Genomic DNA, 21,147 nt, shown 5'->3' on the forward strand with positions numbered 1-21,147 from the left:
CCGTGTGGGAATGGAGTTAGCGGAGATCCGGAAATATCCGCTTAAGTCGGTGGCGGGGCGAATGGTGGACTCGTCGGTCGTGGAGCCCTGGGGGCTGGCGGAGGACCGGCGCTGGGCCGTCGTGGACGAGCAGGGGGACATCCACTGGCTCGGCGAGAACCCCCGGCTGCTCTCCGTCGTCGCCCGCGTCACGGACGAGGACGGGCTGCTGCTCGACGCGCCCGGCCTGCCCCGGCTGAAGGTCCCGCCGGCCACCGGAGAGCGGGTTCCGGTGGGGTTCGCCGAAGTGGACAGCGTGGTGCTCGCCGACCCCACCGCGCACGCCTGGTTCACCCGGCTGCTCGGCAAACCGGCCCGCCTGGTCTGGCTCGACGACCCCCGCCGCTGCGCCGTCCCGGCCTCCCACGGCGGCCTGCCCGGCGACGTCGTCAGCCTCGCGGGCGACGCCCCCGTCCTGCTCACCTCCCGCTCCTCACTGCGCCGCCTGGACGAGTGGATCCGCGAGGAGGCCCGGGAACGCCAGGATGACCCGCCCGCGCCGCTGGACATGGCCAGGTTCCGCCCCAACCTCGTGATCGACGGCGCGCCCCCGTACGCCGAGGACGACTGGCGCGAGATCCGCATCGGCGCGCTCGCCTTCCGCGTCTCGGAGCGCTGTGACCGCTGCGCCGCCACCACCTACGACCCGGTCACCTTGGCGCAGGGCAAGGAGCCGCTGCGCACGCTCGCCCGCCATCGCCGCTGGGACGGCAAGACCTGGTTCGGCATCCGCCTGGTCCCCTGGGACCGGGGCGAGCTGCGTATCGGCGACCCGGTCACCGTCCTGTCCTGAGCCGGCTGCCCGGCGGCCGGACGTGGAGAGCCGGGACGGTCAGGGGCGGCCGGGGCCGCGGTAGGGGAGGGGCCGGCTGTAGACGACGCTCGTGGTCGTGCTGCCCAGGCCGGCCAGCTCGTCCATGAGGGTCTCCAGATGCCCCATGGAGGTGGCGGCCACCTTCAGCGTGTAGCAGTCGTCGCCGGTCGTGCGCAGGCATTCCAGGATCTCGTGCCGCTCGGCGAGGAGCTCCCGCAGGGGCTGGTGGCGGTTGCCCGGGTATTTCAGCCGGACCAGGGCGAGCACGGGGTAGCCGACCTTGGTCAGGTCGACCGTGGCGTGGTAGCCGGTGATGACGCCCTGCGACTCCAGCCGGCGGACCCGTTCGGTGGTGGCCGACGGGCTGAGATTCACGCGCCGCCCCAGTTCGCTCAGCGAGATGCGGGCGTCCTGTTGCAGCTGATTGATGATCGCCCAGTCCACCTCGTCGAGATTGACGGTCATGAGGAGAATCTACCGGTAGATTCCCGGCGACAGGCCGGAAAGGCCGGGAAGGCTGGGTTCCGGCGGCGACGATGACCGGGATAGCCTCCTGCCATGCAACTCGGCGTCAACGTACCGAACTTCGGGCCGGGCACCGATCCCGGCGTGCTGCGTGAGTGGGCGCGCATCGTGGAAGGGCTCGGCTTCGACCTGCTCATGATGTCGGACCACGTGGCCGTCACCCCCGACGTGGCCGAACGCTACCCGGAGCCGTTCTACGAGCCGTTGACCACGCTGTCCTGGCTGGCCGGAGTCACGACCAGGGTGAAGCTGGGCACGACCGTGCTGGTCCTGCCCTACCGGCATCCGCTCCTGGTGTCGCGCATGGCCACCGGCCTGCACCGGCTGAGCGGGGGCAGGTTCGTGCTGGGGGTGGGCGTCGGCTGGTCGCGTCAGGAGTACGAAGCGCTGGGCGTGCCGTTCGCCGAACGCGGGAAGCTGACCGACGAATACCTGAGCGTCCTGCGGGGGGCGGAGTACCCGATCTGGGTGGGCGGCAACAGCGGCGCGGGGATCAGGCGCGCCGTCGCGTACGGCGCCCCCTGGCACCCGCTGCACGGCACCCTGGCCTGGATCCGCGCGGCGGTGACGGAGCACGGCCTGTCCGGGTTCGCCCCGCGCATCTTCCTGCGGCTGACGACCGCGCCGGTCGTCGACGCCGAACGCCCCGCCGGTGTCGGCTCCATCGAGCAGATCCTCGACGACCTCGACCAGCTCCGCCTGCTCGGCGCCGCCACCGTCGTCCTCGACCCCTACCACCGCGACCCGGAGGAGACCCGCCGGCCGCAGACGGCGTGGCACGCTCTCACCGCCGTCGCCACCCATTGGAGGAACCGCTGATGATCACCACTGCCGACGGGACGAGAGGACTGCCCGTGATCACGGCAGCAGGCGAGAAGGGAGGCCGCTGATGATCACGGCTGCCGACGAGAGGCTGCTGCGGCGCGCGATCGGCCTCGCGGCGCGCGCCGTCACCCTGGGCGACGCGCCGTACGGCTCCCTGCTGGCGGGCCCGGACGGCGAGATCCTGGCCGAGGCGCACAACACCGTACGCCGCGACAACGACATCAGCGCCCACCCGGAGCTCAAGCTCGCCCGCTGGGCCGCCCGCGAGCTCGACGAGCGCACCGCCGCCCGCACCACCATGTACACCAGCTGCCAGCCCTGCGGCATGTGCGCCGGCGGCATCGTCCGCTCCGGGCTGGGCCGGGTCGTCTACGCGCTCTCCACCGAGCAGCTCGTCGAGCTCAACCCGGGCTCGGGCGCCTGGCCGGCGGTCGAGCAGGAGGGCCCGGCGCTGTTCGACGAGGCACGCGCCCCCATCGACGCCTACTACCGGAGTTCGTGACCACCCCGCCGGCGGAACGGGCCTCCCTTACCGGCGGCGAGTGTGGTCGAGCGTGCGAACGGCCGATTCGTCACGCCCGCAGGACGGTCACCTCGCGGCCGGACGGCGTGGTGGCCCGGGCGAAGCTGCCGCGTTCCTTCCAGGGCGGGGCCTCGGGGCGGCGGTCGAAGACGACCAGGACGCCGGTGGTGAGGGTGAGGCGGTCGAGGTAGCGGTCGAGCTGGGCCAGTCCTTCGGGCTCGGGGTCGTCCGCGCCCGGTCGCCACACCTTCAGCTCCATGGCCTCGCGTTGCATGAGCCGTTCGCCGTCGGGGCCGTCGTACGGCCAGCGGACGAGCACGTCCAGGCGCTTGGTGCCGGCGGCGTATTCGCGGTCGAGGTAGCCGCCGCCGTTGACCAGACGGTGCAGGAAGGCCATGAGGATGATCTGGCAGGCGGCCTCGTGGTAGCCCTCCTGCTGGATGAGGACCTCGCCGTGCTCGCGCCAGAACACCACGAACTCCCGCAGCAGGCGGGGCAGGTCGAACCGGCCGTCGGAGAGCACGAAGTTGTGCGGGGAGGCGCGTACGAACCGCTCGGTGCGGTCGCCCAGCACGCGGAGCAGGACCTCCCGGTAGATGGGGTTGGCGATCTGCAGGTCCTTGGTTCCCCGGATGAGGCCGAGATCGTGGGTGTAGGAGGCCGCATGGTCGAACGCGATGTCGGTGCCGGGCCACGTGCCGGCCAGGATCGGTTCGATCACCTGCTTGACCCGCGGGTCGTGCAGCCTGGCTACGAGAGAGTCCAGATGGGTGGCGCGGGCCCGGATCAGCCGCTCTTTGGCGTCCTCCACCTGCTTGTCGCCGATCGTCCCGGTCACCCCCATCTTGACGGTGATCTCATGGGCGAGGGCGTTGACCAGCCAGGGCTGGCCCCAGGTCAGCTCGAAGACTCGGTCGACCGCGTCCTTGGTGAACTCCTGGCCGGTCGCCCGGGTGTGCTGGTCGTACAGCTCGGCGATCTGGTCGGCGGTGAAGTCGCCCAGGCGCAGCGAGTCGGCGATGATGTTGAACGGGCTGGCCGCGTTGAACCGGCTGGGGTCGCCGCCGGAGGCAACCTTGTAGTCACGCAGGTCGCGCAGCCCGCACAGCACCAGTGACGTGGGGAACGGATAGCCCTTCGATCGCTTGTTGTGGCCGTCGCGGAGCTGGCTGAGGATGCTGACCAGGCTGTCGCCCTGCAAAGCGTCGATCTCGTCGAGGAACAGCACCACCCGGCGCGGGCAGCGCCGGCACCACGCGCTCAGCGCCGCCCCGAACCGGCTGCCCGGCGTGACCTGAGGCCACGGATCCGGCGGCAGCAGCTTCTCCGGCCAGCCCGACAGGTCGGCGGCCTCGCGGAGGGAATCCAGCAGCAGCGACTCCGCGGCGGCGTAGTCGTCGCCGGCCGCCTTGGCGCGCTCGCAGGAGAGCGACAGGGCGGCGGTGTCGCCCTCGGCGGTCAGGTCGGACGCCAGGGTGTCCAGGATGGTCGTCTTGCCGGTCTGCCGGGGCGCGTGCAGCACGAAGTAGCGGTCCATCTCGATCAGCGTCCGCGCCTCGGGAAGCCGTGGCGCGGGGGGAAGCATGTAGTGGAGCCGAGGGTCGCAGGGACCGGTGGTGTTGAAGTACTTCGCTCGGGGTGGCCGCATGGTCACAGTCTGCCATTTTCGCGAGGTCGAGGCAGGGCGTTCAGGCGTTCTTGCGGGATGGGCTCGCTCTGCCGGCTCCGGGCGTCGTGGTTCCGGTCCGGCCCGGTGCCTGATCAATCCACGGGGGTGCGAGGCACCGCTGTGGAGGTGCCGCCGGGGAAGGTGACGACGACCGCCTCGTCGCGTACGTCCACGGTGATGGCGTCGCGGAGCGCGCCCGGGTGCACCTCGTCCCCCGACAGGACCACCAGGGAGACGTGCAGGCCGGGCGTGCCGGCGTGCAGGCAGGGGATGGCCGAGTGCGGGCCGAACGCGTTCGACTCCACCTCCCGGGACAGGCTCGCCCGCTCCCATCCGTACAGGCCGATGACGGCGGAGGTCAGGCCGTCGGTGCGGCGGGCCAGGGCCCAGCGGTCGCCGGTGACCGAGGCGGGCGGGCTGGTGTCGGAGAGGGCGTAGCCGCCTTCGCGCACCGTGCCCCCCTCGCCGCCGGTGATCTCGTGGACGCGGATCTCCCAGGGGCCGGACACGGTCGAGGTGGTCGTGATCACGGCGCCCGTTCCGGTCGCGGACGAAGATGAGGCGGTGGCGTCGCGGCAGGACAGCGGCCGGATGGCGGTCCTGCGGGAGGGGGTGCCGTCCGCCGCGACCAGGGCGAGGTGGTTGTCGAGGTCGCGGGGCCAGGCGTGCTCGGCGCTCTCGGGGCCGGTGCGGGTGGAGTAGGCGAGCTTGGCGTAGTGCGGGTCGTCGGGCGGGGCGCCGTGGTCGCTGCCGTGGTTGAGCAGCCGGACGATCCCGTCGTGGCGGGTGCCGTGCAGGAGCAGGCCGGTCGCCGGGACGGCGGCGGTCACGTCGCGCTCGTCGATGGGCAGCGGCTGCTCCCGCTCGGTCCACACCGGATGGTCGGGAGGCAGCAGCAGGCCGACGAAGGCCTTTGAGGCCCAGTACGGCGACGCCGGCCCCGAGTAGGCCTGCGTCGTGGGCAGGAACGGCTCGTACCAGCCGAGGGAGAGCAGCCCGTCGCGCGACGGCACGCCACGCTCGGCGAAATGGCGCACGACGGAGGAGGCCAGCTTGCGGGTCTGCCCGGGGGTGAGCGGGGTGGCGTCGGCGAGGGCGCCCAGCCAGACGGGCGCGACGGCGGCGAAACGGTAGGTGAGCGAGCGGCCCTGGTGGACCGGCGCGCCGTCGGAGCCGAAGAAGTGCTGGTACGTGCCCAGGAACTCGCGCAGCCGCCCCGCGTACAGCGCGGCCCGCCCGGCGTCGCCGGACATGCGGGTCCACATCAGCGGGTACAGGTGCAGCGCCCAGCCGCAGTAGTAGTCGAAGTTCCGGGATCCGCCGTCGGTGTACCAGCCGTCGCCGACGTACCAGTCCTCGATGCGCTCCAGGCCCCGCTCGATCTCCCGCTGCTCGTACGGCCCGCCGACGGACTTGAGGAACTCCTCCGTCACGGTCTGGAACAACATCCAGTTGTTGTCCCAGGTGCGCTTGCCGACGAAGCCGCCGAGCCACTCGACGACCCGCTCCCGCACGCCGTCGTCGAGCTGGTCCCACAACCAGGGCCGCGTCTCGTGCAGGCCGATCGCGATGGAGGCGGCCTCCACCATCTGCTGGGAGCAGTCGGTCAGCACCGGCCAGGACTCGCCGCCGGACGGGTCGGTGCCCGCGGCGAGACCTCGGGCGTACCTCTCGACGAGGTGCGGCACGTTCCCGCGCGCGCCCGCGATCCGGAACGCGGCGGCCAGGAACGTGCGGGCGAATCCCTCCAGACCGTCCAGTGCCACGCCTGACCAGCTCGCCCGGCCGGGCAGCCGGATCTGCGCCTGTCCCGGCGAGGCGTACGGCGTGACGGCCTCGAGCAGGTGGTCGGCCAGAGCCTCCCAATGGGCGCGGGTCCAGCCGGTGCGCGGGGAGAGCACCCGGTCGGACGGCGGCAGTGGCAGGTAGGGAGGGATCATGTTCAGCCTTTCCGCCCCGTGGCCAGTACGGCGGTGTGGGTGCGGCCGGCCGAGCCGGCCAGGTCGACGGTGAGCCGGGGCCGCTCGCCCGTCGTGACGGAGACCGTATCGCCGGCCTCGATGAGGCGGTGCGCCGGGTACGGCAAGGTGAGCGTGGTGGTGGCGGTCGTGCGACCCGGGTCGGAGACCGCCACCGTGATCCGGCCGGCCGCCCGCCTGATCAGGACCGCGCAGGGCGACGAGGCGGACACCCCGCCCGCCTCCCCGGCCGCCCAGAACAGCGCCGCGAGCACCTCTCCGCCGCCGGCCGAGCGCCCGTGGGCGCGTACCGCCTGCACGCGGCCGGTGTTGGCGAGGATCCGGGCCCCGTCGAAGTCCCCGGTCCGCCGGCGGGTCGCGCCGGGCAGCAGGATGTAGGCGTAGGTCGCGTCCGAGGGGTTCGTCCCGTGGTCGAACCAGAGGGTGGTGTAGTCGCGGGTCACGGGATCGGCGGTGCCCTTGGTGCCGGGGCCGTCGTTGATCTCCAGCCAGGCGCCGGTGCGGCGTTCCCGCAGGACCCGCGGCGCGGGGCCGGACGGGAAGACGTATCCGGCGACCCCTTCGAGGTGGGCCCAGCCGTCGCCGGTGGTCAGGGCGGCGGCGGTGGCGCGGTTCTCCACCACCGTCTCGATCGGGCGGCCGTCGGAGCTGGTGATGCCGGCGCCGAGGCAGACCACCGCGTCGTCCAGGCACACCCAGGCCTTCCTGGCGGTCAGCGTGGTGCCCGCCGCCGCCAGGTCGAGGCCCGCCACGCCGTAACCGGCGGCGGTGACGCCGCCCGCCCAGGCGTTGGCCGGCCGGAACGCGCCCGTGCCGCTGACGGAGACGGCGGGGTCGCGGTGACGGGTGTCCACGGTGGTGCCGGCCAGGCGGTAGGAGTCCACCGTCGGCCAGTAGCCGTCGCTGTAGTGGTCGGAGTCCAGGTAGAGGTAGGTGGCGCCGTCGCCCTGGTACCAGGCGCGGTAGTTCTCGCCGTTGCCGCACTCGTACATGGTGATCCGCCGCGACGACAGACTGATCGCGTACGACCAGCGGGGGCGGCGGTGCACGATCCTGTCCATGGCGGCGAACACGCGGTGGCCGCGCGGGCGTGGCGCCGCGGTCACCGCGTCGTCGCCGAGCAGCGCGGCGGCCCTGGCGGTGGCGGCGACGTTCGCGGCGTCGAGGAAGCGGCCCCGCCGGATCCAGCCCTTGGCCAGTTGCCGGAACCGGGTCGCGTAGGGCTCGCCGGCGCCCGTGGCGAGTTGCAGGATCGCGTCGACGGTGTCGCGGCCGGCGTCGTGGTCGCGGTTGAACTGCCGTGACACGGCCCGGCCGCGCACGCTGTCCATCATCAGCCCGTCGTGGATCCACGGCGCGTAGGCGTGCTCGACCGCGTCGAGCACCACGCCCACCGCCGGGTCGGTGACCGCCCAGGCGCTGCCGCCGAGCAGCCCCAGGGTCGTGGCCAGGGACTGCAGCAGCACCACCCCGTACGAGCCGGTGTAGGCGACCACGCCGTGCTGGATGAACGACCCGTCGGCGTGGAAGCCGTCGCCCGAGGTGACGAGGCCGAACAGGGTGCGCCTGCCGGCGTCGCGCGTGTCGGACAGGCCGTCGCGGGCGAGCGCGAGCTTGGCGGCGTCGGCGCCGACGATGCCGCGCAGGGCCACGATGAGCGCCTTGTCGGCCCGGTTGGCGCCGGTCTCGGCGAAGTCGGTGAGGTTCGTTCTGCGGTCGGGGTTCGGGCAGAAGCGGTCCACGGCGCGGGTCCACGCCGCCCGCTGCTCGGCGCTGATCACGTCGTACATGATCACGGTCGTGTCCATCAGGGCACGGGGCGCGCCGATCTCCCAGTGCCCACCAGTTGCCGGTCTCGCGCCCGGTCTCGTTGTAGGCGCGCTCGTAGAGGAAGTCGAGGCCGGAGAGGATCTCCTCGGCCGCCGACGCGCTCCCATGCGTGGAGGTGCCCGGACTGGCCCACGCGACGGCGAGCGTGCGCAGGCGCTGGTAGCTGCCGGCGATGTCACCCGGCACGCCGGTCAGCGGGAGGTCGGGCCAGAGGAAGGCACGGCCGGGCGACAGCTCCATGGCCGCCCGATGCGCCCGGGCGCCGGCGTCCAGCCGGGCCAGGGGCGCGGCGAAGACGGGGTCGCCGGGGTCGAGGCCGCCGCCGCCGGTGAACAGGACGGCGGCCTTGGCCCGCAGCTCCGAGAAGGCGTCCTGACCGGCCTGCGCGCCGGAGTGCCGGTCGAGGAGAGGCACGGCGGCCAGGCCGCCGAGGAAGGCGCGGCGGCTGGTCATCGCTCCACCAGCGCCGTCAGATCGATGCCGGGCGCGGGCAGCCCCAGCGCGGCCAGCTCCGCGTAGCCGCTCTCCGGTACGGGGAACGCCCACGCCCGCAGGAACGTGGTGAGGTCGTGTCCGGCGGCCCGGCTGAAGTACAGCGCCATCAGCGTGAAACGGCGCGCGGAGTCGCCGGAGGAGGAGGCCGGCCTCTCCTCCCTGACCAGCCGGTGCACGCGAGGGTAGAAGCCGTCGCCGAAGCCCAGCTCCAGCTGCCTGAACGGCACCAGCTTCTCGAACGCCCCCAGCCCCGCGTAGCTCGTGACGGGCAGCTTGGCCAGCGCGGTCTCGTACGCCTTGTTGGTCACCAGGTTGGACGGCATGCCGAAGTGGCGCTGCACGGCGAGGCTGTAGATGTTGACCGTCACCTCGGTCAGCTCGCTCGGCCGCCAGGCCATCTGCTGGTGCTGGTGCCCCAGCTCGTGGTAGACGCCCCACCCCGTGGTCCGCACCTTGTCGGGCAGCAGGAGGCGAGTGGTGGTGTAGGCGTCGTAGTAGGCGGTGTAGGCGTGGGTGGCGTACGCCGTGGACTTGGGGCCGTACTCGGGGCGTACGTTGATCAGGTGCCGCCCGAGCGGGGTCGGGGCGTGCGGCGCGGACGAGCCGTCGAGCCCCGAGACGGCCGCTTCGACGTCCTCGACCTGCTCCAGGAGCCGCATCAGCTCGGCGTGGTCCTGATCGCGCACCTGGAGGAAGGTCTCCCGCCGGACCGTCACGATCATCTGCGGTGAGACCAGCTCCACGAACGGCGCGTCCGTCAGCGTGTCCACCTGCGCCTGGAACTCGGCCTCCGTGGTGCCCCGGGCGGCGAACACGGGAGCGGCGAAGCCCGCCCGGCCCTGCCAGGCCCGGCTCGTGGCGAGGGCGGGGTCGCCGCACCCACTGCTCGGCGCCAGCACGAACGTCGGCGTGGGCACGCCCTCGGGTCCGAACCGCACCACGGCCCGCGCCCGCCGGTCGCCGGCCATCGACAGGTAGACCGGGCCGCCGCCCGGGTCGGAGATGGTGTTCACGCCTTCGGCCAGGGCGTAGCCGCGGGGATACCGGTAGGCGGTGTCAGGGTTGGTGTCGGCCGCGCCGACGTGGGCCACGGGCAACACGCCATCGTTCGCCCGCACCTCCAGCGTGAGCGCGCGGCCGGGCGGCAGGTAGAGCCCGGTCGGCACGAACTCGGTGGTGCGGTAGACGGTCTGCATGCGCAGCCGCTCGGCCTCCGCCGCGGGACGGCCGCGCAGCACGACGGTCCTGGGTGCCGGGACGGGGGCCGCGGACGCGGGCCGGGACAGCAGAGAGGCCGCGCCGGCGGCGGTCAGGCCGGTGATGAGGGTCCTGCGGGTGAGGGGCACGGTCGCCTCCTAGTCGGTCAGCGTCGAGGGGTCGATGGCGGGGGCGGGCAGGCCGAGCGCCGCCACCTGAGCGAGGTGCTCGTCCGTCAGCGGAGCGCCCCATCGCCGCCAGAAGGCAGACAGGTCGGCGCGGGCGATCCTGGAGGTGTAGAGCGCGAGGTACCCCCAGCGTCTGGCCGACTCGGTGTAGTCGGAGTCCGGCCGCTCGGCGCGCACCAGGCGGTGCAGCCGCGGGTGGAAGTCCTCGCCGAAGGCGAGTTCGAGCTGGCGGAAGGGCACGAGTTTCTCGTAGGCGCCCAGCTTGCGATAGTCGGCGGCGGGCAGCTTGGCCAGGGCGGTGCCGAAGGAGCCGTTGACGACCAGGTTGGACGGCTGCCCGAGGGTGCGCTGGGCGGCCAGCGAGTAGATGTTGACCGTGACCTCGGTGAGGTCGCCCGGCTTGTAGGCCATCTGCTGGTGCAGGTGGCCCAGCTCGTGGTAGACGCCCCAGCCCCTGGTGCGCAGGCCGGCCACGGTGATCAGCCGGTCCAGGTAGGTGCGCGGGTAGGCGGTCCAGCCGTGGGTGGCGTACGCTCCGGCGCCGGCCGGCATCCGTGGGGCCTCGACGAGGTGGAAGGGCAGCGGGGAACGCTCCGCTGGGGAGAGCCCGGAGATCGCGGCGTGCGAAGCGATGATCGTCTCCAGGAGCCTGAGCAGGGCCGTGTGATCCTGATCCCGCCAGGCGAGCATGCCCTCACGGCTGATCGAGACGATGGCCCGCTCCGACACCAGTTCGGCCTGGGGTGCGTCGGTGAGCGTGTCGAGCTGCGCCTGGAAGCTCTCTTCTGTGGTCTCGCCCAGCCTGAACGTCGGAACGCGTACCCCGCCCGACCGGAACCGGACCCTGGCACGCTGCCCGTCGCCGACCAGTGACAGGTAGACCAGCCCGCCACCGGGGTCGGTGACGGTGTTGGCGCCCGCGGTCAGCGGGTAGGCGCGCGGGTTCTTGTAGGTGACGTCGGCGTGGGTGTCCGGGGCGCCGACGTGCAGGGTGGGCAGGAGCCCGTCGGGCGCCGCCACCTCGACCGTCAGCGGGGCGTTCGCGGGCAGGTGGACGCCGGTGGGGTGGAAGTCGGTGGTCCTGAGCGCCTGCTGGAGCCGGAGGCGCTCGCTCTCGGCGCCGGGCCGGGCCCGCAGGACGACGGTGTGGCGGGCCTCCTCGGCCAGGGCCGGCCGGGCGAGGAGCAGGGCGGCGCCCGTGCCGCCCGCCATGAGGAAGGATCTGCGGCTGAGGGGGGTCATGGGAGGGAGTTTGTAAGCGCTTTCTAAGGCGGTCAAGGGCTTACTGAATCTTTCTACGGCTTTCTGGCCCAGTTGCCTGGGCCGAATGTCGGAGAGGGGAGTACGCGCTTGCTACCTGGCAGGCGCGACCGAGGCCCGGACCACGATGTTCGTGCCGACCACGGCGACGGTCTGCACGGGGGAGAGGTAGTCGTTGTCCTCTCCGACGTCCAGGCCGAGGCGGACCGCCTGGCGGCCCATCTCCTCCAGCGGGATGCGCACCGTGGTGAGCTGGGGGCGCAGCTCCTGCGCGATGGGCACGTCGTCGTAGCCGACCACCGAGATCGCCTCGGGCACGGGCACCCCCGCCAGTTCCAGCGCCTGCATCGCGCCGGCGGCGACGGTGTCGTTGGCGCAGAACACCGCGGTGAAGTCGGCACGCTCGGCCAGCAGCGCCTTCATCCGTTCGTAGCCGAACCTGCGACTGAGCTGGCCGGTGTGGATCAGCCCCTTGTCATGGGGCAGGTCGCGGAAGCGCAGCGCCCGGCGGTGGCCGGCCAGGCGGGCGATGGTGGTGGACAGGTTCGGCGGGCCGCCGAGGAAGACGATGCGCCGGTGGCCCTGGGTGATGAGGTAGTCGGTGATGGCGAAGGCGCCGCCCTCGTTGTCGTACTCCACGGTCCTGGTCGGCACGTCCTCGCCGAGCGAGGGGCGCCCGCACAGCACCAGCGTGGAGCCGCTGGCGTGCAGCGCCCGGGCCCTGCGGGCGACCTGCGCGGCGTAGGAACGGTCTTCGTAGGCGCCGCCCACCAGGATCACCGCGTCGGCGCGCTGCTCGTGCAACAGGTCGATCAGCGCCAGCTCCTGCTCGTGGCTGCCCTTGGTGCAGCAGACCATGCACAGCCGGCCGTGCGCGGTCGCCTCGCGCTCGACCCCGCGGGCGATGTAGGCGTAGAAGGGGTCCACCAGGTCGTTGATGATGATGCCGACGGTCCTGTTGGTGACTCCCGCCAGTGCCCTGGCATGCGCGTTGGCGACGTATCCGAGCTCGGCGATGGCCTGCTCGACCCGCTGCCTGGTCGCGGCCGAGACGGGATAGTTGCCGTTGATCACCCGGGAGACGGTCGCGCTGGAGACCCCGGCACGCGCCGCCACATCCGCCATGGTCGCCAGGCTCTGCTCGGTCACCGGCCCCTCCTTTCCGTGGCTGACGATCATGCCATTCGGTCGAGCTCGTCGCGATGGATCTGGTGAAGCAGCGGCTCCCCGGTCGTGTAGCGCGCGATCTCCGCGAGCGTCGACTCGGCCAGCCTCGTGAGCTCGTTGCCCTGGGCACCGGCGAGGTGCGGGGTCACGAACGCGTTGGGCAGGTCGAACAACGGGTGTCCGCCCGGCAGTGGTTCGGGGTCGCTGACATCAAGTATCGCGTCCAACCGGCCGCTGCGTACCTCCTTGACCAGCGCCTCGGTGTCGATCAGGCCGCCGCGGGCGGTGTTGATCACGACGGCGCCGTCTCCGAGCAGCGACAGCCGTCTGGCGTCGAGCATCTGGTGGGTCTCGCGGGTCTGCGGGGCGTGCAGGCTGACCACATGTGACCGCCTGACCAGCGTGTCGAGGTCGACGGCCGTGCCGCCGAGCGCGGCCACCTCGGCGGGCTCGGCGTACGGGTCGTACACCAGCACCTCGGCGTCGAGCCCGCGCAACAGCTCCATGACCCGGCGCCCGATCCGCGACAGCCCGACCAGCCCGACCGTGATGTCGCGGGTGCCGAGCCAGGCCAGGCCGGTGAAGTCGCGCCGGCTGCCCGACTCGCGGTAGCGGTGGGCCAGGGTGAAGGCGCGCTTGGCGCCGAAGACGATGGCGGCGTAGGTGAACTCGGCCACGGGCACCGCGTTGGCGTCGGCGGCGCTGGTCACCCGTACCCCGCGGTCGAGGACCGCGGGGTCGAGGAAGGTCTTCACCGTGCCCGCCGCGTGCGCGATGAGGCGCAGGGCGGGTGCCCGGTCGAGCAGGTCGGCGCCGATCCTCGGGCAGCCCCACCCGGTGACGAGGACCTCCGCCCCGGCGATCGTGTCCAGCGCGCCGGCCGAGCTCAGCTCGTGCAGCACCTGATCGTGGACCTCGACCAGATCGCCGAGCCTGCGCAGCGTTCCGCCGCCGAACACCTCCTCTCGGACTCCGGGCGCCATCGCGAGGACGGCGCGCGGTCTCAGCCGGGGCTGCGGAGGTTTCACCGGCGTCCCTTCTGATAGTAAGCGCATTCTATACATCGAGCACGCACGTTAGGACTCCACCTGCGGAAAGGTCAAGCCAGGCGCAGCAGGAAGCGGATATTTTCCGTTATAGGTCTTGACGGGATCGAAAGCGCTTACTAACTTCCTCGCCAACCGGAAGGACCACAGCGCATGACCGCTACCCTCGACGCTCCACCCACCGAGGCCGCCTCCGAGCGGCGCCGGACGCCACCCAAGCTGTCGCTGTGGCGCCGCCTCCGGCGCGACCGGGTGATGCTCCTGCTGGCGCTGCCCGGGCTGCTCTATTTCCTGGTCTTCCACTACGGGCCGTTGTTCGGCTACGTGGTCGCGTTCAAGGACTATCAGCCCTACATCGGGTTCGTGGACAGCCCATGGGTGGGCCTGCAGAACTTCGTCAGCGTCTTCGCGGACCCGGGCGTCTGGAACGCCCTGGGCAACACGCTCAAGATCACCCTCACCCAGCTCGTCCTGTTCTTCCCCGCGCCCATCGCGCTGGCGCTGCTGCTCAACAGCGTGCTCAGCGACAAGGTGCGCAGGTTCGTGCAGAGCGTGGTCTACCTCCCGCACTTCATCGGCTGGGTGATCATCGTCTCGGTGTTCCAGCAGATCCTCGGCGGCGCGGGAGCGCTGCCGAACTTCCTGGAGAGCGTCGGGCTGCCGCGCTACGACATGATGACCGACCCGGACGTCTTCCCGCTGCTGGTGACGTTGCAGGTGATCTGGAAGGACGCCGGCTGGGCCACGATCATCTTCCTGGCCGCGCTGCTCTCCATCGACCAGGGCCTGTACGAGGCCGCGGCCATGGACGGGGCGGGCCGCTGGCGCCGTCTCTGGCACGTCACGCTGCCCGGCATCACCCCGATCATCATCCTGCTGCTCATCCTCAACCTCGGCAGCATCCTGTCGGTCGGCTTCGAACAGATCCTGCTCCAGCGCGACAACGTCGGCCCCGACGCGGGGGAGGTGCTCGACACCTTCGTCTACTTCAACGGCGTCAAGGACGGCCAGTGGGGCGCCGCCGCCGCGGTCGGCCTGGTCAAGACCATCGTCGGCACCGCACTGGTGCTCGGCGCGAACAAGGTGGCCCATCTGTTCGGCCACGAGGGGGTGTACCGCGGTGCCGACAAGTAGCCGTCCCGCCTGGATGGAGCGGCCCTCCACGATCGGCCTGGTCGTCAAGGGCCTGATCCTGCTCACCGTGGTCCTGCTGGTGGCCTACCCGTTCGTCGGCGTGATCGGCACCAGCCTGTCGACGGAGAGCGACATCGCCAGGAGCGGCGGCTTCGTGCTCCTGCCCACCTCGCCCAGCCTCTCGGCCTACGAGACCGTCTTCAACGGCGGCACCGTCACCCGGGCGCTGCTGGTCAGCGTGCTGGTGACGGTGATCGGCACGGCCGCCAGCATGCTGGCCACGATCGGCATGGCGTACGGGCTGAGCCGCCGCGAGGTGACCGGCGCCCGCTGGATCCTGCTGATCGCCCTGCTCACCATGCTCTTCAACCCCGGCCTGATCGCCAACTTCCTGCTGGTCAAGCAGGTCGGGCTGATCGACACCTTCGGCGCGCTGATCCTGCCCGGCCTGGTCAGCGCGTTCAACCTGGTGGTGCTCCGCTCGTTCTTCATGGGCCTGCCCCGCGAACTGCTGGAGAGCGCGCGCATCGACGGGGCCGGCGACTTCGGCATCCTCGTCAGGATCGTGCTGCCGCTGTCGAAGGCGGTGCTCGCGGTCATCTCGCTCTTCTACGCCGTCGGCTACTGGAACGCCTTCTTCAACGCCCTGCTCTATCTCAACGACTCGGACAAGTTCCCGCTCCCGCTGATCCTGCGCACCTTCGTCCTGCAGGGCAGGACGCTGGACTCCCTGGCCGCCGCCGAGGCGCCCGCGCCGGTGCAGGCCATCCAGATGGCCGTGCTCGTGGTGGCGATCGTGCCGATCCTGCTCGTCTACCCCTTCCTCCAGCGCTACTTCACCAAGGGTGTGCTCACCGGCGCCATCAAGGGCTGAACCCCCCGACCCAAGGAAAGATCGTCATGAGAGAACCCGTCTCCCGCCGCGGTTTCCTGCGCCTCGGCGCCGCCGCGGCCGTGTCCGCCGCCGGCGCCGCCGCGCTGTCCGCCTGCGGCGGCGGATCGGCCGCCCCCGCCGCCAAGGCCCAGGGGCTGGCCATCACACTGCCTGCGTACACGCCGCTGTCCGGCGCGCTCAAGCCCGACCTGCCCGGCAACGCCACGGGCGTGCCCGACGGGTACTTCACCTATCCCAAGGAGTTGTTCAAGGCGGTGGCCAAGCCACCCATGTCGGGCGGCACCGTCAGCATCGCGGTGCAGACCTTCTCGCCACCCCCGCCCGGACGGGCCGAGAACCCCGCCTGGCAGGAGGTCGAGAAGCGGCTCGGCGGGACGGCCGACATGCAGCCGGTCACCTCCGACGACTGGCCGACGAAGTTCAACACCATGGTCGCCGGCGGCACGCTGCCCGACCTGTTCACCTACGTCTCCACACAGGGCGTCAACAACCTGCCCGCGTTCGTCGCCAGCCAGTGCACCGACCTGACCGCGTTGCTCGGCGGCGACGCGGTCAAGGAGTACCCGAACCTGGCGGCGATCCCGCAGGTGTTCTGGAAGCAGGGCATCGTCGGCGGGAAGCTGTACGGCATCCCCGTGCCGCGCAACATGGTGGGCGGGCTCGGCTTCTACCGCGCCGACATGTTCGCGCGGGCGGGCGTCACCGATCTGGCGCAGGTCACCGACCTGGACCGGCTGTTCGAGCTGCTCAAGGAGGTGACCCGGCCCAAGGACAACCAGTACGGCCTGGTCACCCACACCGGCGGCGTCTACGGCCTGTCGATCTTCGCCCAGCTCTTCGGCGCGCCCAACCTCTGGCGGCTGGACAACGGCAAGCTCGTGCACCAGATCGAGACCGAGGAGTACAGGGCCGCCGTCGAGTACGTGCGCAAGCTGCGCGAGGCAGGCGTCATCTACCCCGGCTCCGAGGGCTTCGACGGGCTCAAGCGCAAGAACGAGTTCAACGCGGGCCGCGCGGCGCTCGTCTACGACGGCCTGCCCGCCTACCTCGGCCCCACCGGCTACCTGCAGACCTCCAGGAAGATCGACCAGAAGGCCGACCCCAGGCCGATGATCCCCATCGGCCCGGCGGCCAAGGCCCACCTCAACAACATCGTCGTCTCGATCACCATGATGAAGAAGAGCGACGAGGCCCGCGCCAAGGAGCTGCTGCGGGTGGCCGACTTCTTCGCCTCGCCGTTCGGCAGCGAGGAGTACACGCTGTTCAACTACGGCGTCGAGGGCGCCGACCACACGCGCGACGACAAGGGCAACCCCGTGCTGACCGAGCAAGGCGGCAGGGACACCACGGTGCCGTGGAAGATGGTCGCCGCGCCGACCCAGCCCCTGTTCGACTCCTCCTCGGCGGAGGCCGTGAAGATCATGCACGAGGCGATCGGCAAGATGATCGCCGTCGGGGTCGAGGACCCGACCGTGGGGTCGTACTCGCCGGCCAACGAGAACAGCTACGAGTCGCTCTACACCATGCGCAACGACCGCGTCACCTCCATCGTGGCCGGCCGCGCCCCCGTCAGCGACCTGGACCGGCTGATCAAGGACTGGCGCGCCAAGGGCGGGGACAAGGCGCGCGCCGAGTTCGAGGAAGCGCTCAAGCAAGCACCGAAGGCAGGCTGACCATGAAAAGACACCTCGTCTTACTCGCCGCCGCCGCGCTGCTCAGCACGGCCGCCGCTGTCCCCGCCGCTGTCCCCGCCGCGCCCGCGCCGGGCGCGCCCGGCCTGGGCGACCCGCTGTTCCCGACCCTCGGCAACGGCGGTTACGACGTCCGCCACTACGACGTCTCCTTCGACTTCACGCCGGCCACCTACGACTTCACCGGCGCGGTCGCGTTCACCGCGAAGGCCACCCAGGCGCTGTCGTCCTTCAACCTCGACACCGACGGCCACACCATCGACGGGGTCACCGTCAACGGCGAACCCGCCACCTGGTCGCTCTCCCTCGGCCAGAGCGGGCAGGAACTGACCGTCACCCCGGCGGCACCGCTGCGCGAGCACGTGCCGTTCACGGCCGAGGTGCGTTTCCGCGGCAACGGCAAAGCACCGCGCGCCGGCCTGACGGGATGGAACTTCGGCCCCGACGGCGGGTTCGCCGCCGCCGCCCAGTCCAGCAGGGCCGACACGTTCTTCCCGGTCAACGACCACCCGTCGGACAAGGCCACCTGGACCTTCCGCGTCACCGCGCCCGAAGGATACGTCGCCACCGCCAACGGCGAGCTGACCAGCAGGCGGGGCAACGTGTGGCGGTTCGAGGCGCGCGAGCCGATGGCCTCGGAGCTGATCGCCCTGGCCGTGGTGAAGGGCGCCTACCTGTACGGCGAGGGCCCGCACGGCCTGCCACTGCGCCACGTCGTCCCCCAGGGGCAGGAGGACCGCTACGGCCCCATCGCCGCCGAGACCGGCGAGCAGATCGCCTGGGCCGAGGCGAAGTTCGGCCGCTTCCCGTTCTCCACCTACGGCATCCACATCTACCCGGGCTACCGCAACGCGCTGGAGAACCAGACGTTGTCGCTGTTCGGCACCGGCTGGTTCGACCAGCCCACCTACTCCAACACGATGGTGCACGAGCTGGTCCACCAGTGGTTCGGCGACTCGGTCACGCCCGCCACCTGGCAGGACGCCTGGCTGAACGAGGGCCCGGCCGTCTACTACGCGGCCCTGTGGGCCGAGGAGCACGGCGGCCCGTCCCTGCTGGAACGGATGCGCACCGTGTACGGCAAGCTCGACGCGGTCCGCGCCAAGGACGGCCCGCCCGGCAGGCCCAAGGCGCTGGGCGGCTACAACATCTACGACGGCGGCGCCCTGGTGCTGTACGCGCTGCGCACCGAGGTGGGCGACGCCGCCTTCGACCGGATCATGCGCACCTGGGTCAAGCGCTTCAGGAACGGCAACGCCTCCACCGAGGACTTCATCGCCCATGCCGCCGCCATCACGCACCGCCCCGGCTTGGACGGATTCCTGCGCGACTGGCTCTACGGCGCCCACAACCCCCCGTTGGAGGGCATGTGAACAGCGCGGTCGCCCTGGTGCTGCTGCTGACCATGACCCCGGCGGCGGCACCGGGACCGAAGGTCTACTACGCCGCCCCCGACGGCCGCTCCGCCGCCTGCAGCAGACCCCACCCCTGCTCCCTGGAGGGCGCCAGGGACAAGGCCCGGCAGGCCCTCACCGAAGGCATGGACCGCGACATCGAGATCCGCCTGACCGGCGGCGTGTACCGGCGGAGCGAGCCGCTCGTCCTGGACCGGCGCGACTCCGGGCCCGAAGGGCACACCGTGACCTGGACCGCCGCGCCCGGCGCCCGGCCGAGCCCGGTCGAGCAGCTCGAACGTGACCTCGCCAGGGCGGGCAGCGCTTCGCAGTCCGCCACCGACGGGACGGCGGTGGCCGCCAACGCCATCGACGGCTCCACCGTCACTGACAGCAGGACCACCTCGGGGCAGGGCTCGTGGTGGCAGGTGGACCTCGGGCAGGAGGTCGCGGTCGGCACAGTCGAGCTGTGGAACGACGCGAGCATGACCACGGCCGACGTCCAGGTGCTGGTCTCGCGCACGCCGGACTTCGCCGACGCGACCGTGGTGCAGCCGGCGGGCAAGGTGCTGCGCCCGTCGCTGGTCACGGTGAACGCCGAAGGCCGGTACGTGCGGGTGCAGCGGATCGGAACAGGACGGATCGGGCTCTCGGGGGTCGCGGTCCAGGAAAAGGACGGGAAATGAGCTGGTTCACCGAGGCACGCTTCGGTCTGTTCATCCACTGGGGCATCTACGCCGCCGCCGCCCGCCACGAGTGGGTGCGCTCGTACGAGCGGCTCACCGAAGAGCAGTACAGCCGCTACTTCCACCATTTCGACCCTGACCTCTACGACCCGGGAGCGTGGGCGGACGAGGCGGCCGGCGCGGGCATGAAGTACGCCGTGGTGACCAGCAAGCACCACGACGGCTTCTGCCTGTGGGACTCCGGCCTGACCGACTACAAGGCGCGGCGCGACCTGCTCGCCCCGATGCTCGACGCCTTCAGGGAACGCGGCCTGCGTACCGGCCTGTACTACTCGCTGCTCGACTGGCACCACCCCGACTTCCCCAACGACCTCTACCACCCGCAACGCGACGATGACCTTGGCGACCGCGACATCCGGAAATATACGGACTACCTGCACGGCCAGGTCCGCGAGCTGCTCACCCGCTACGGCGACATCGACACCATGTGGTTCGACTTCTCCTACGAGGGGCGCGGCTTCGGAGCCAAGGGGCCCGCGGAGTGGCGCTCCAAGGAACTGGAGCGGCTCGTCCGCGAGCTGCGGCCCGGCATCCTGATCAACAACCGGCTCGGGCTCGGCACCGGCGACTTCACCACCCCGGAGCAGGTCATGCCGCCCGGCGGCGTGCCCGGCCACACCCCGTGGGAGTCCTGCCAGACGCTGAACGGAAGCTGGGGCTACCACCGCGACAACCAGGACTGGAAGCCGGTGGACCTGCTGGTGAAGATGCTGATCGACACCGTCTCCAAGGGCGGCAACATGCTGCTCAACGTGGGCCCCAACGCGCGCGGCGAGTTCGAGCCCCGCGCGATCGAGCGGCTGCGCGGCATCGGGAAGTGGATGCGCCTGCACGCCCGCTCCATTCACGGCGCCGGCGCCTCGGCGTTCGAGCCGCCGCAGGACTGCCGCTACACCCAGCGCGGTGACCGCCTCTACCTGCATCTGCTGTCCTGGCCGATGAAGTACGTGCACCTCGCCGGACTCGGCGGCCGGGTCCGGTACGCGCAGTTCCTGCACGACGCCTCGGAGGTTCCCCTGGTCGAGATCGACCCCAAGGAGCCCTTCCACCACTACCTGCGCGGCCTGCCGGAGGACACGCTCACCCTGCAACTGCCCATCACCCGCCCGGACGTCACGGTCCCGGTGATCGAACTCTTCCTGGAGCCCTCATGAACGACCTGCGCATCGGTGTGATCGGGCTGGGCCTGCGCGGCTCCCTGGCCGATGTCGCCCATCGGCCGGGCGAAGGCTCGCGGGTGGTGGCCGTGGCCGAGCTGGACAAGTCGCTGCGCGAGCGGGCGGAGGAGCGCTTCGGGGCGCGGGCGTACGAGGACTACCGGCTGATGCTGGGCGAGGTCGACGCGGTGCTCGTGCTCACTCCCGACGACACCCACGCCGGCCTCGCCTGCGAGATCCTGCGCGCGGGCGTGCCGGTCTTCGTGGAGAAGCCGCTGGACATCACGCTGGAGCGGTGCGACGCGATCCTGCGCGCCGCCCGGGAGAGCGGCACCAGGCTGTACGTGGGGCACAACATGCGGCACATGCCCGTCGTCCGGCTGATGCGCGACCTCATCCGGCGCGGCGACATCGGCCGGGTGCGCACCGTCTGGGTGCGGCACTTCGTCGGGCACGGCGGCGACTTCTACTTCAAGGACTGGCACGCCGAGCGCGCGCACGTCGGCGGGCTGCTGCTGCAGAAGGCCGCCCACGACCTGGACGTGGTGCACTGGCTGGCCGGCGGCTACACCC

The 21,147-nt window shown here is 71.5% G+C and carries 18 protein-coding genes and 1 pseudogene; 10 read left to right on the forward strand and 9 right to left on the reverse strand.

Features of this window, described 5'->3' with window-relative positions:
- Nucleotides 1–10: 10 nt before the first annotated feature.
- Complete coding sequence (locus tag IO39_RS09735) at nucleotides 11–832, forward strand: MOSC domain-containing protein (RefSeq protein WP_043619223.1); 822 nt, start codon at nucleotides 11–13, stop codon at nucleotides 830–832.
- Between the two features lie 39 nt (nucleotides 833–871).
- Here the strand turns inward: IO39_RS09735 and IO39_RS09740 are convergent, their stop codons facing one another.
- Entirely contained in the window at nucleotides 872–1,318 is a 447-nt protein-coding gene (locus tag IO39_RS09740; protein WP_043619226.1) for an Lrp/AsnC family transcriptional regulator, read from the reverse strand.
- A gap of 93 nt (nucleotides 1,319–1,411) precedes the next feature.
- Between IO39_RS09740 and IO39_RS09745 the strand changes: the two genes are divergently transcribed.
- Both IO39_RS09745 and IO39_RS09750 read left to right on the forward strand, forming a co-directional pair.
- A complete protein-coding gene (locus tag IO39_RS09745; protein WP_043619228.1) occupies nucleotides 1,412–2,197 on the forward strand; it encodes an LLM class flavin-dependent oxidoreductase in 786 nt (261 codons plus the stop codon).
- Nucleotides 2,198–2,267: 70 nt separating this feature from the next.
- Nucleotides 2,268–2,705 carry a nucleoside deaminase gene (locus IO39_RS09750; RefSeq protein WP_043619231.1) on the forward strand — a complete coding sequence of 146 codons (438 nt, stop codon included), beginning with the start codon at nucleotides 2,268–2,270 and terminating at the stop codon, nucleotides 2,703–2,705.
- Nucleotides 2,706–2,775: 70 nt separating this feature from the next.
- Here IO39_RS09750 and IO39_RS09755 read toward each other — a convergent pair whose 3' ends face one another.
- The 8 genes and pseudogenes from IO39_RS09755 to IO39_RS09785 form a co-directional block, all read right to left on the reverse strand.
- Nucleotides 2,776–4,374 carry an AAA family ATPase gene (locus IO39_RS09755; RefSeq protein ID WP_211266954.1) on the reverse strand — a complete coding sequence of 533 codons (1,599 nt, stop codon included), beginning with the start codon at nucleotides 4,372–4,374 and terminating at the stop codon, nucleotides 2,776–2,778.
- A gap of 113 nt (nucleotides 4,375–4,487) precedes the next feature.
- The gene (locus IO39_RS09760; protein WP_043619234.1) at nucleotides 4,488–6,335 is read right to left on the reverse strand and encodes a DUF2264 domain-containing protein; all 1,848 of its coding nucleotides are present in this window, start codon (nucleotides 6,333–6,335) and stop codon (nucleotides 4,488–4,490) included.
- Between the two features lie 2 nt (nucleotides 6,336–6,337).
- A complete protein-coding gene (locus IO39_RS09765; RefSeq protein ID WP_281200067.1) occupies nucleotides 6,338–8,311 on the reverse strand; it encodes a polysaccharide lyase 8 family protein in 1,974 nt (657 codons plus the stop codon).
- A pseudogene (locus IO39_RS59620) lies at nucleotides 8,223–8,657 on the reverse strand (hypothetical protein); the annotation flags it as partial. The pseudogene IO39_RS59620 and the gene IO39_RS09765, both read right to left, overlap by 89 nt.
- Entirely contained in the window at nucleotides 8,654–10,045 is a 1,392-nt protein-coding gene (locus IO39_RS09770; RefSeq protein WP_052422658.1) for a M60 family metallopeptidase, read from the reverse strand. The gene IO39_RS09770 and the pseudogene IO39_RS59620, both read right to left, overlap by 4 nt.
- 9 nt (nucleotides 10,046–10,054) lie before the next feature.
- Complete coding sequence (locus IO39_RS09775; RefSeq protein WP_052422659.1) at nucleotides 10,055–11,326, reverse strand: M60 family metallopeptidase; 1,272 nt, start codon at nucleotides 11,324–11,326, stop codon at nucleotides 10,055–10,057.
- Nucleotides 11,327–11,437: 111 nt separating this feature from the next.
- Nucleotides 11,438–12,493 (reverse strand): LacI family DNA-binding transcriptional regulator, encoded by a 1,056-nt coding sequence (locus tag IO39_RS09780; RefSeq protein WP_043619482.1) that lies wholly within the window; start codon nucleotides 12,491–12,493, stop codon nucleotides 11,438–11,440.
- Nucleotides 12,494–12,519: 26 nt separating this feature from the next.
- On the reverse strand, nucleotides 12,520–13,494 hold the full coding sequence (locus tag IO39_RS09785) for a hydroxyacid dehydrogenase (RefSeq protein WP_157548118.1): 975 nt from the start codon (nucleotides 13,492–13,494) through the stop codon (nucleotides 12,520–12,522).
- Nucleotides 13,495–13,710: 216 nt separating this feature from the next.
- Between IO39_RS09785 and IO39_RS09790 the strand changes: the two genes are divergently transcribed.
- The 7 genes from IO39_RS09790 to IO39_RS09820 form a co-directional block, all read left to right on the forward strand.
- Entirely contained in the window at nucleotides 13,711–14,691 is a 981-nt protein-coding gene (locus IO39_RS09790) for an ABC transporter permease (RefSeq protein WP_211266956.1), read from the forward strand.
- Nucleotides 14,678–15,565: a carbohydrate ABC transporter permease gene (locus tag IO39_RS09795; RefSeq protein WP_245641882.1), complete on the forward strand. Its 888-nt coding sequence runs from the start codon at nucleotides 14,678–14,680 to the stop codon at nucleotides 15,563–15,565. The genes IO39_RS09790 and IO39_RS09795 overlap by 14 nt, the downstream gene beginning before the upstream one ends.
- Before the next feature lie 26 nt (nucleotides 15,566–15,591).
- Nucleotides 15,592–17,259, forward strand: coding sequence for an extracellular solute-binding protein (locus tag IO39_RS09800; RefSeq protein ID WP_043619241.1), 1,668 nt, complete (start codon nucleotides 15,592–15,594; stop codon nucleotides 17,257–17,259).
- 2 nt (nucleotides 17,260–17,261) lie between these two features.
- A complete protein-coding gene (locus tag IO39_RS09805) occupies nucleotides 17,262–18,650 on the forward strand; it encodes a M1 family metallopeptidase (RefSeq protein WP_157548120.1) in 1,389 nt (462 codons plus the stop codon).
- Complete coding sequence (locus tag IO39_RS09810; RefSeq protein WP_043619243.1) at nucleotides 18,647–19,357, forward strand: discoidin domain-containing protein; 711 nt, start codon at nucleotides 18,647–18,649, stop codon at nucleotides 19,355–19,357. Before IO39_RS09805 ends, IO39_RS09810 begins: the two co-directional genes overlap by 4 nt.
- Nucleotides 19,354–20,571, forward strand: a complete 1,218-nt coding sequence (locus IO39_RS09815) for an alpha-L-fucosidase (protein WP_043619244.1) — start codon at nucleotides 19,354–19,356, stop codon at nucleotides 20,569–20,571. Before IO39_RS09810 ends, IO39_RS09815 begins: the two co-directional genes overlap by 4 nt.
- Nucleotides 20,568–21,147 (forward strand): Gfo/Idh/MocA family protein (locus tag IO39_RS09820; RefSeq protein ID WP_043619246.1); only part of this gene is annotated, 580 nt, incomplete at its 3' end. The genes IO39_RS09815 and IO39_RS09820, both read left to right, overlap by 4 nt.

It is taken from the genome of Nonomuraea candida, assembly GCF_000725485.1.
In the GTDB taxonomy this organism is placed as follows: Bacteria; Actinomycetota; Actinomycetes; order Streptosporangiales; family Streptosporangiaceae; genus Nonomuraea; species Nonomuraea candida.